Raw genomic sequence first — 10,623 nt, 5'->3', positions numbered from 1 at the left:
AACAAATCCCCCACCGTCGTGAAACCACCCCATATCAAGGTGTTTCGTGGCTGCTGTACCTCAATTAACTCAAATTAACGTGGCGATTCCTGCCCAGGCGCAGGCGATGCTGGAGACCAACCCGAAGCCATTCCGGCAGGTGGATTAACCAATACCATCTCACCCTCTTTGATACCTGACAGTACCGTTACCGTGTGGTTATCGAGCGACTCACCCAGACGTACTAGTCTTAGCTCGGTCCGGTTCTCCTGATTAACTACAAATACCGCTGGCAGACTGCCACGGTAAACCACGGAAGTGGCAGGAATAATCGGCAGCTCTCGCGTCGGTACGTTCACATCAGGAATCAGCACCTCGGCATACATACCCGGTCCACCCGGCACACCCTCAGGCAGATCAAACTTTACGGTCACGGTGTGGCGCTGCACATCGGCCATTGGGGAAATCTGAGCCACACGTGCCTCGATCTGGGTGTTACCCACATCGAGTTTCGCCGGTACCATCATGCCTTTACTTAACCCGGGCATCAGTCGCGCAGGAACCTCGGCCTGAATTTGCAGATAGCGTGTATCGGCGAAGACCAGCAGCGGTTTACCTGGCTGTACTGTGTCACCACTCTCTACCAGCTTCTTAACGATCACACCGGAGAACGGTGCAACGGCACGAGTATCACGCAGCTTGGCATCAACCTCTTCCAGCTTGGAACGAGCCTGCAGTGCCTGATTCTGAGTCTGATTGATGTTGGTACCGAAGGTATGCAGATCGGCTTGACGATCCAGAGCAGGATTACCGTATCCAGCCATGCTACCCATCTGACGAGTGAAGAATTGGTCGAACATCGAAGGCATACCCATGCCCGGTGAACGATTGATATTTTTCGACTGTGGCGACCAGAGCTCACGCGAGTACTGAACTCTTGCATTACGCATTGCCGCATCGGCATTGGCGATCTCCGCCAGTACCTGTCGACGCTGAGCCAGCAGATCGTCATCATCGATCGCTACCAGCACCTGCTCCTCTTCGAACCAGTCGCCCTCGGCACCGGCAATAAATTCTACGCGCCCTGGAATCTGGGCTGCGAGTGTAACTTCTTTATATGGAACGACCGTGCCACCTAGCACCACGGTCGGCCCAGTCTGGGTCGTTTCAACAACCACCACACCGCCGACGCCGTTACTGATTGTGGCTGGCGCGGCGTTATAGGCTGGAGCCGCCACAGCCGCCTGAGCAGGTGCGGCAGCCTGCGCCGATGGGAACTGATATCCATTTGTCTGCTGAGTCTGCGCCGGATAGCTTGTACCACTGGCAGCTGTCTGCTCAGCCTGCGGTCGATAACCACCCACCTGCCCCGCACCACTTTGGGTCTGGTAAAAGCCCTGCGTATTGTACGAAGATTGTGGTGCCGTCGACTGATTGTCACTTACCGGCGCATACCGAGACTGATAACCATCAGCCGCAAATGTGGCAGGCGCCGAAGTGACAGTTGCCAACAGCGCACTTATTACAAATCGATTCAGTTTCATCTTAATTGTGGTTTCCGTTGCTTTGCATTAACCCTGCGACAGCTCAGTCAGATCAGGCACGGCCCATCACTGTAAAGCTCTTTATAAAGGGGGTCGCCATACGGGGATCTTTCACCATGGCGCTGTAATCACCCACGTTGAATTTCAGTTTTCTTGAAGTGTAGGCAACTCCCAGCCCCATCATGCCCGGTGGCTTCTTCATCCATTTTCCCCAATTCTCGGGGGTTGCGCGAAGATCCCAATTTATATCCTGACCATCAAATGCGCCGGCGGCTGTCGCCTTGCCATTCTCTATGGAGATATACCCCTTGGGTGCATCATCACCATCGAAACCATACGCTATGACAGAATTAAAACCAATTTTTGCAAGCGCATCAGAGAGATCCGGCTCTTTATTCCACTCTTCCATGAACTTACCCATCCACTCTTCAGAGAACATTTCAGACATCTGATCAAACCCCCATTGTAATTAGTTAATCTTTCCCCGGACTGACTTTATAACAAATACCGGTACCAACTTATAGCAAATTCTCTGCCATATACGTAAGTCATTGTTAATATTAACATTAAGCTATCTGCTTGTGCTGCAATGTTGCAGTCAAATTTTCCAGATTATATTTAATAATCAACCCTATCATTATGATTTATTTGCTTATTATTCAAACAGAACCCCTTATGCAATGTTGCGCAACACCGATGACAATGCAACACTCTTCCACCCGCCACCAGCAAATGAGACCCCATAAAAAATGAACGTGAAGGATACCCTGGGTGCTCTGTTCGAATCAGTCGTTTCATATATCGATGAAGGTGTCATCATCTCAGATCCAATGGGTCACGTGATTTACCAAAATCCCGCCGCTGGACAACTGCTCGGCCTCGCCTCCAATGAGCCTATTGAAAAGTTGAAGGAGATTGGCGGCATTAATCTACAACGCGCACTGATTAAAGCAGCCATTGATTCGGGCGAGGCTGACGCTGCCGGTCGCCCGAGTGGCAACTTCGTCGAATTCGATCAGAAGATCCAGGCCAAAGAGGGCGGTGAGCGCCATCTTAAAATCAACAGTGGCATGGTTTTCGCCACTGGACACGAAGAGAAGCTACGCCTGACCATCATCCACGACCACACCGACTACCATCGCCTGCAGGCGGTTTTTAATCCTGGCAATAATGAGATGGTCACCCGCGACACGCAGATGCTGGAAATCCTGGCGCGCATTGAACAGATCGCCCCAACCAACGCCTCGGTACTGATCCAGGGTGAATCGGGGACCGGGAAAACAGAACTGGCACGTCGCATCCATCGCCTAAGCAAACGTCACAACCAACCATTTATTGAACTCAACTGTGCAGCCATACCTGAAAGCCTGATCGAGTCGGAACTCTTTGGACATGTGAAAGGCGCCTTTACTGGCGCCAATCAGGATCGCCCGGGGCGTTTCCAATCGGCAAACCACGGTACCCTCTTCCTCGACGAGGTCAGCGAAATACCGATCCACCTGCAGGCAAAGCTGTTGAAGGCGATCCAGGAACAGGAGTTTGAGATGGTCGGTGCCGACCACCCGGTCAAGGTCGATGTGCGTATCATGGCCGCCTCCAACCGCAATCTGCGTGACATGGTCGACGATGGCACCTTTCGTGCCGACCTCTATTACCGCCTCGCAGTCATTCCACTTAGCGTTCCACCACTGCGTGATCGCCCAGGTGATATCTCATTACTGCTTGTCAGCTTCTGTAAAAAGATGGAGGCACGCGGCTACCCTGCTGATATGAAGTGCAATCCCGATGCGATGCGCATGATGATGGATTACCCCTGGCCAGGTAATGTTCGTGAACTGGAGAACGCGGTCGAGCACGGCATCATCTGCTCCTTCGACCACGAGGTCACCATCGAGAGCCTGCCACAGGATATTCGTGACTATGCTGGCACACCGTTGCTTTCAGAAGAAGATCAGGAACAGGCCAATCTACGTCGTGAGATTGAGGTGGCGCTGAAACACGCCAACGGCAGCAAGGCGATGGCGGCAAAAATTCTCGATATCGACCGCACCACGCTGTGGAGACGCATGCAGCGCCTGGGGATTAAGTAGGCTCAATCCTCCCAGAGACAGGTACCATCAGCCTTTTTTCGAATCAGATCGAGATAAGCTGTATGCGCCTCCATCTCCGCTTCGGTCGGTTTGAGTATCGTTAGCGGTTCACGGTCAGCAGCCAGACGACGAATCGCCTCTCCACCGCCCTGCTCACTACTCTCGCTCTGCCCATCCAGCATCAGAGTCACCTGACCACCGGTCATCGCCAGATAGACATCGGCGAGGATCTCGGCATCAAGCAGCGCGCCGTGCAGGGTACGCTGCGAGCTATCGATATCGTAGCGCTTGCAGAGCGCATCGAGGCTGTTGCGCTGCCCTGGATGCATGTCACGCGCCATCTTCAACGTGTCGAGTACACCACTGACGGATTCAACCGTCGGCCAATCGCCATCGAGCCTGTTCAACTCCGCATTGAGAAAGCCGACGTCGAAGGCTGCATTGTGGATCACCAGTTCGGCGCCACGGATATAGTCGACAAACTCCTCAACCACATCTTGAAAGCGCGGCTTGTCATCCAGGAATTCATTGGTAATACCGTGCACCTCGATCGCACCCGCGTCGATCTCACGGTCGGGCTGCAGGTAGCGATGGTAGTTATTACCGGTGAGGCGACGACTGACCAGCTCCACACAGCCGATCTCAATAATGCGGTGTCCCTGGCTCGGCTCAAGGCCGGTGGTCTCGGTGTCGAGTACGATCTGTCTCACTAATGCTCTCCTAGCCCTTTGCCAACATCTCATCGATACCCAGATTGGCCAGATCATCGGCCAGCTCGTTCTCGGGATGACCGGTGTGACCCCGCACCCACTGCCACTCCACCTGATGAGCAGCGAGTGCAGCATCGAGTCGTTTCCAAAGATCGACATTTTTTACTGGTTTTTTAGCCGCCGTCTTCCAGCCGCGCTTTTTCCAGCCAACCATCCACTCGTTGATGCCTTTCATTACATACTGAGAATCGGTGGTCAGCAACACTTCACAGGAACGTGTCAGCGTCTCCAATGCCATAATCGCGGCCATCATCTCCATACGATTATTGGTCGTCTCACGCTCACCACCGTGCAGACGTTTCTCATTGCCATCAAATCGCAGCAGTGCGCCCCAGCCACCCGGGCCCGGATTACCACGACAGGCGCCGTCGGTGTAGATCTCTACTCTATTTGCCACGTTGTACTCCACGTGTTGTCGGTTCGACCACTCCGCCGAGCATGCGTCGTCGTGAGCGCCAGCGGGGACGAATCGGCGTCAGGGTCGAGACACGTTTACGCGCCACCACCACATAGACGCCACAGAATATCGGCCACCAGCGCGGTCCGAACCGTTCCAGAAAATTTGTGCGCGCCATTATACGCTCGCTACCAAGCGGCATGCGGAAAAAGAAGCAGCGGGTATCGACCGTCTCGAAACCGACCAGCGCCAACCAGTCACGAATCCGCGTCTGACTGATAAAGCGTCCACTCCACGGCACCTCGCCACGGTGGCGGCGCAGCAGACGCCACACGCCCCACCAGCTCCAGGGATTGAAGCCGGTGATCACCACATGACCCTCTGGAACCAGCACCCGTAGTACTTCGCGTAGCACCTCATGCGGATTCTCTTCCAGCTCCAGGGTGTGCAGCAGCAGTACCACATCGAGACTCCCCTCACCAAAGGGGAGCGCATCGGCAGCGGCGTGAACCGCAGAGCGGTCATCACCATCGGATAGTGGATCGACCACGATATGATGTGCCACGCGGCTAGTCAGTAACAGCTCATCATCATCCCCAACCGAACCGATCAGGGCGAGGTGGTAACCAAACAGATTGGGTAACAGCTGATCGAGATGATGGCGCTCTTCGGCCCGCACAAAACGGCCCGGTACTCCACGAAACCACTCGGCAAGTCGCGTTCTACTCATAGGGCAAGAATAACTGATCAGAGGCTCAAACTGGATAGCAAAACAGTCGGACATTGATTGACCCATTTCGGGTGCGCTGTCACCATACCCGGATGCCCATAATTGATGCCATCTCCGCCTTTGAAGATAACTACATCTGGCTGATTCAGGACGAGAAGCGCCGTTTTGCGACGATCGTCGATCCCGGTGACGAAGATCCTGTCATCGATCATCTGGAATCACATAACATTCAACCGATTGCGATCCTGATCACCCATCACCACGGTGACCACACCGGGGGGGTCACCGAGCTGGTCAGTCGCTATCAGATCCCGGTCTACGGCCCAGCGGGAGAACGGATACCCGCTCTCACCCAGCCGCTGAGTGAGGGTGACAACGTCATACTCGAGCAGATCGACACCACATTGAACGTTATGGACGTGCCCGGTCACACCCGAGGGCACATCGCCTACTACGGCCACGACGCGCTCTTCTGCGGTGACACTCTCTTCACCGGCGGTTGTGGTCGCCTCTTCGAGGGCACCTTTGAACAGATGCACCGGGCCCTGAGTCGATTTGCTGCGTTGCCCGAAGAGACGCGGGTCTACTGCGCCCATGAATATACCCAGGCCAACCTCAAGTTTGCCCTGGTTGCCGAGCCAGAAAATAGCGAACTGCAACAACGCGTTGCCGAGACTGATAGACTACGCAGCGACGATTTGGCAACAGTCCCCTCGACCATCGGCCTGGAGAAGCGGACCAACCCGTTCCTGCGCAGCGATGTCGACACTGTGATCGCCGCCGCAGAACAGCACGCCGGTCATTCGTTACAATCGGGTGCTGAGGTCTTTGCCACTGTGCGCCAATGGAAAGATGAACTGGATTAAGAGAACAATGAACAAGAATATTACCCTGCTGGTGCTCAGCACCCTGCTCCTTACCGCCTGCGCCAGCCAACAACAGAAATCATCCGTTGCCGCTTCCAAGTCGCAGACCAACAGCAACGAGACCCGTGCCATCCCCCTCTCCGAAGAGGTGATCGCCGCACTTCAGGTGACCAGGGGTGAGCCGATCGTCAGCACCGAGATCCCTGCAACCACCGCTTTCAAAACAGAGACGAGGCCACGATATAAACAGGCTACCCGCAGTGGCCCTTCGATCTGGCCGCGCCTGCGTAGCGGCTACGCACTCAATGCGAGCATGAAACAGTCACGTGTGCGCAGTGAAATTAGCTACTACCAGCGCCACCCCAGCTATATCAAACGTGTGCTCGATCGCGGCGATCGTTATCTCCACTACATCCTGGAGCAGACCGAAAAGCGCGGCATACCGAATGAGATCGCACTGTTACCCATTGTCGAGAGCGCCTTCCATCCCTTTGCCTACTCCCACGGTCGTGCCGCCGGACTCTGGCAGTTCATCCCCGGCACCGGCAAGCACTTCGGTCTGAAACAGAACTGGTGGTACGACGGTCGTCGTGACGTCATCGCCTCAACCGATGCCGCACTCAACTACCTGCAGTCGCTGCACAGACGCTTTGATGGCGACTGGCTGCTAGCACTCGCTGCCTACAACTCTGGTGGCGGAACCGTGAATAAGGCGGTACGCAAGAACCGCAAGGCAGGTAAACCGATCGACTTCTGGAACCTCGACCTGCCGAAAGAGACGCGTGGTTATGTACCCAAACTGCTTGCTATCAGTGCGGTACTCAAGAACCCCAGTCGTTACAACATCGATCTGCCCAATGTCGCCAACAAACCCGCCTTCGAGATTATCGAGACGGGTGGTCAAATCGATCTGGCACTCGCTGCCGACCTCGCCGGACTCAGCATGGATGAGCTCTACTGGTTCAATCCCGCCTACAACCAGTGGGCAACCGACCCAAGTGGTCCCCATCAATTACTGATTCCAAGCAATCGCGCCGCGCAGTTCAGCGACAAGCTGGCCAAGCTACCGAAAGAGAAACGGATCAAGTGGAAACGTTACAAGATCGCCAATGGCGACGTACTGGGCAAGGTCGCCAAACGCCACTCGACCAGCGTCGACCTAATTCGCAAGGTCAATGACATCAAGGGTAACAACATTCGCGCCGGCAAGTACCTGATCATTCCCGTCGCTACCCGTTCACTCAACAACTACACCCTCAGCGCCCAACAGCGTCTGGCAAGTAAACAAAATCGGCCACGCAAAGGTTCCAAGCAGCACCATATCGTTCGCAAGGGTGACACTCTGTGGGACATCTCTCGCAAGTATGGAGTGAGTTCAGGTGCGCTGGCGAAGTGGAACAACATGGCACCCAGAGACACCCTGCGTCTCGGCCAGAAGCTGGTGGTCTGGGTTAAGCCAAAATCATCAAACAAGGTAGCCAGCAGCAACGGTCGCCCTCCAGCCAGCATCCGCTCGGTACGTTATACCGTGCGAAGTGGCGACTCTCTGGCTCGCATCTCCAACAAGTTCAACGTCTCAGTGAAGGATCTGCTGCGCTGGAATAAGATCAACAAGAAGAAGTATTTGCAGCCTGGGCAGAAGTTGACCCTCTACGTTGATGTCACCCAACAGTCAGGCAACATCTAAACCGATGCAGGGAGTCCTTCGCACCCTGTTAATAACGCTTACAACACTGGTGCTTAGCGCCTGTGGTCCTAGCCCCTACGATGAGCCGCCACTGCACGATGCGGCCATGCGCGGCGATGCAAACAAGGTGATCGCCCTGATTAAAGCGGGAGAACCGGTCGATGCGCGCAACAGTGAAGGTGCAACCCCTCTCCACTGGGCCGCGTTTAAGGGCCATGTCGATGTCGCTAAGCTACTGGTCGCCCGCGGAGCCGATGTAAACGCACTGACCAAGAAGGGTTCCACCCCACTACGACTGGCAACCACTCACGAAAAAACCGAAATGATCCGCTACCTGAAATCTCGCGGAGGCACGGTTAGATAATCGCGGCTATAGTCATCCATTCAACAAGCGCTCGCAGCACGAGCCATTGTCATGTACCAGAGGGAGAGTCGATCATGTTTGAAGAGCTGGAGCACTCGAGCTGTTTTCAGGATCTATCCGCCGACCAGATCGCAAGCATCATGCCTTGCTGCTCGATCGTTGCACTCAACGACGGTGAGTTCCTTATCTGTGAAGGGGAGCACATCGACCGCGACTTCTATCTGCTGCTCTCCGGCACTGTTGAGATCGTCTCCAACGACACCAACATGATTAGCGGCGAGGTGGTGCTCTCAAAGGAAGATAAAGACCTCTACGGTGAACTTGCCCTACTGACCGGATGCAAACGTACCGCCTCGGTCAGATGTCGTGGTGATGTTGATGCGATTCGCATCAATGGTGAAGCATTGATGAATATATTGACTAAGGATGCAGAGATCGGCTTCAAGGTACTACATCGTATTGCACTTATCCTCGCACAACGACTAGAACAGTCTGACAGCCTGATCAAACAGCTGCTCTGGAACACCAATATCTAGCCGATATCATGAAACAGTTCTGGGCCATTTTTTTTATTGTTGTCGCTGCAATATATGGCGATTTTAGTGCCGACAACCCGCTCTACTCATTACTGATCCCGCTGGCTGCTCTGGGCGGTCTGCTCTATCTTTTCTGGTTCCAGGGTTTTATCGCCATTGCTGCTGGCTACACCACCATCCACTTTTTTGATCTCGGTAGCACCTCACTCTTTAAGGCTCTTATGCCACCGCTCTTACTTCTCGCCTCCATTATCTATCTCTTCTGGTGGCTCCACGCCAACGGCATTATTAGCAGTGATTCTGTCTTTGGTGGCGGCGATAGCACTGGCGGAGAGGGTGGTGGCGACTGTGGAGGTGGCGGGGATGGTGGCTGCTAGTCGACAACTGCGCCAATGTCACCATCGGGTGTAGAACCTGACACCGATCAAACGCCCTACAACTAGCACGCCCACTCCAATCAACAAAAGACTCCAATCACGCCATGCCACTACGACTTATCATTTTTGCCTCTATCTTTCTGCTGGTCATGGCAGCGGCTAACTTCTATATCTATCGACGTTTTTTCAAAAAACTCTCACCCCACTTCAGCCAATATGCTGCCATTATCCCCATCACCCTGATGGCGGGTGAAATTTTCTTCATGCTCGACCGTGTACTCGACCTGTTGGCCCAGTCACCTCTACTCTACATGATCAACAGCGCCTTCATCGGCATCACCTTCATGCTCTTTGTCATCGCGACGATCTACGATCTGACCATCACCACCTCGAGACGGGTTCCCTTCGACCAGGGCCGCCGTCGCACCATCAAAATACTCTTCGACATCACCATGTTAATAGCCGCTACTGCTTATCTGTTACGCGGATTTTCACAGGGCATCAAGGCACCAGGAATTAACAGCGTTGAGGTAAAGATCAAAGACTTCCCAATCGACAACTACTCTATTGTGCAACTCAGTGACGTACACGTAGGACGGACGATAAAACGGGGCTTTATAGAGGAGACCGTAGCGCGCACCAACGCACTGCATCCCGACATGGTTGTAATAACCGGCGATCTAATCGATCTGCCACTTGAGGATATCCGACAGGACCTTGAGCCGCTGCAACGCCTACAGTGCCCCTGCTACTTTATTCTCGGCAACCACGAATATTTCCACGGCGCTGAACCCGTTATCGAATATCTACGCACACTCGGCATCAGGCCGCTACTTAATGAGAGCGAAGTGATTGAGAAGAGTGGCCAGCAGTTTAATCTGGTAGGGGTAAACGATGTCATTGGCGAACGCATTGGTTCACTGCCATTAGATTTTGATAGGGCGTTTGATGGTGTTGATACGAATATTCCGACCATCCTGCTCTGTCACCAGCCCAAAGGGATTAACCTGATCAAAGAGCATCAATTCGATCTGATGCTCAGCGGCCACACCCATGGAGGCCAGATCTTTCCCTTCGGCTTTCTGGTGATGATCGATCAACCCTATCTGGCCGGACTGCACCGACACGATGCACGCAGACAGATTTTTGTCAGTCGGGGAACCGGTTACTGGGGACCGCCACTGCGTGTACTCGCTCCTAGCGAGATCAGCCACATCATTATTTCAGCCGGGTAAGCAACGACGGCAGGCCGTTTCTCCACAACATTCGCTGTTTGCCCATTG

General features: G+C 54.1%; 12 protein-coding genes. 7 read left to right on the top strand and 5 right to left on the bottom strand.

Going from position 1 to position 10,623, the window contains the following annotated elements:
• Nucleotides 1-74 precede the first annotated feature (74 nt).
• Both HUE57_RS08860 and HUE57_RS08855 read right to left on the bottom strand, forming a co-directional pair.
• Nucleotides 75-1,523 (bottom strand): efflux RND transporter periplasmic adaptor subunit, encoded by a 1,449-nt coding sequence (locus HUE57_RS08860; RefSeq protein ID WP_078484754.1) that lies wholly within the window; start codon nucleotides 1,521-1,523, stop codon nucleotides 75-77.
• Nucleotides 1,524-1,575: 52 nt separating this feature from the next.
• Nucleotides 1,576-1,971, bottom strand: a complete 396-nt coding sequence (locus HUE57_RS08855; protein WP_078484755.1) for an SCP-2 sterol transfer family protein — start codon at nucleotides 1,969-1,971, stop codon at nucleotides 1,576-1,578.
• A gap of 301 nt (nucleotides 1,972-2,272) precedes the next feature.
• Here HUE57_RS08855 and HUE57_RS08850 point away from each other — a divergent pair, with 301 nt between their 5' ends.
• Nucleotides 2,273-3,613: a sigma-54 interaction domain-containing protein gene (locus HUE57_RS08850; protein WP_078484756.1), complete on the top strand. Its 1,341-nt coding sequence runs from the start codon at nucleotides 2,273-2,275 to the stop codon at nucleotides 3,611-3,613.
• 2 nt (nucleotides 3,614-3,615) lie between these two features.
• Here HUE57_RS08850 and dnaQ read toward each other — a convergent pair whose 3' ends face one another.
• From dnaQ to HUE57_RS08835, 3 genes are read right to left on the bottom strand one after another with little or no spacing between them, the layout of a single operon-like run.
• Complete coding sequence (gene dnaQ, locus HUE57_RS08845; RefSeq protein ID WP_078484757.1) at nucleotides 3,616-4,323, bottom strand: DNA polymerase III subunit epsilon; 708 nt, start codon at nucleotides 4,321-4,323, stop codon at nucleotides 3,616-3,618.
• A 10-nt stretch (nucleotides 4,324-4,333) separates the two neighbouring features.
• Nucleotides 4,334-4,780, bottom strand: coding sequence for a ribonuclease HI (gene rnhA, locus HUE57_RS08840; RefSeq protein ID WP_078484779.1), 447 nt, complete (start codon nucleotides 4,778-4,780; stop codon nucleotides 4,334-4,336).
• Nucleotides 4,770-5,510: a class I SAM-dependent methyltransferase gene (locus HUE57_RS08835; RefSeq protein ID WP_172840363.1), complete on the bottom strand. Its 741-nt coding sequence runs from the start codon at nucleotides 5,508-5,510 to the stop codon at nucleotides 4,770-4,772. Before HUE57_RS08835 ends, rnhA begins: the two co-directional genes overlap by 11 nt.
• Nucleotides 5,511-5,602: 92 nt before the next feature.
• Here HUE57_RS08835 and gloB point away from each other — a divergent pair, with 92 nt between their 5' ends.
• The 6 genes from gloB to HUE57_RS08805 all read left to right on the top strand — a co-directional run bounded on the left by gloB (nucleotide 5,603) and on the right by HUE57_RS08805 (nucleotide 10,575).
• Nucleotides 5,603-6,376: a hydroxyacylglutathione hydrolase gene (gloB, locus tag HUE57_RS08830; RefSeq protein WP_078484759.1), complete on the top strand. Its 774-nt coding sequence runs from the start codon at nucleotides 5,603-5,605 to the stop codon at nucleotides 6,374-6,376.
• Between the two features lie 7 nt (nucleotides 6,377-6,383).
• Nucleotides 6,384-8,063, top strand: a complete 1,680-nt coding sequence (locus HUE57_RS08825; RefSeq protein ID WP_078484760.1) for a lytic transglycosylase — start codon at nucleotides 6,384-6,386, stop codon at nucleotides 8,061-8,063.
• A 4-nt stretch (nucleotides 8,064-8,067) separates the two neighbouring features.
• Nucleotides 8,068-8,427, top strand: coding sequence for an ankyrin repeat domain-containing protein (locus HUE57_RS08820; RefSeq protein WP_172840364.1), 360 nt, complete (start codon nucleotides 8,068-8,070; stop codon nucleotides 8,425-8,427).
• A gap of 74 nt (nucleotides 8,428-8,501) precedes the next feature.
• On the top strand, nucleotides 8,502-8,963 hold the full coding sequence (locus HUE57_RS08815) for a cyclic nucleotide-binding domain-containing protein (protein ID WP_078484762.1): 462 nt from the start codon (nucleotides 8,502-8,504) through the stop codon (nucleotides 8,961-8,963).
• A gap of 8 nt (nucleotides 8,964-8,971) precedes the next feature.
• Complete coding sequence (locus HUE57_RS08810) at nucleotides 8,972-9,340, top strand: hypothetical protein (RefSeq protein WP_078484763.1); 369 nt, start codon at nucleotides 8,972-8,974, stop codon at nucleotides 9,338-9,340.
• Nucleotides 9,341-9,444: 104 nt separating this feature from the next.
• Nucleotides 9,445-10,575 carry a metallophosphoesterase gene (locus HUE57_RS08805; protein WP_078484764.1) on the top strand — a complete coding sequence of 377 codons (1,131 nt, stop codon included), beginning with the start codon at nucleotides 9,445-9,447 and terminating at the stop codon, nucleotides 10,573-10,575.
• Nucleotides 10,576-10,623: the final 48 nt, after the last annotated feature.

This window comes from Candidatus Reidiella endopervernicosa, from assembly GCF_013343005.1.
In the GTDB taxonomy this organism is placed as follows: Bacteria; Pseudomonadota; Gammaproteobacteria.
This window is presented reverse-complemented; position numbering and strand designations above follow the sequence as displayed.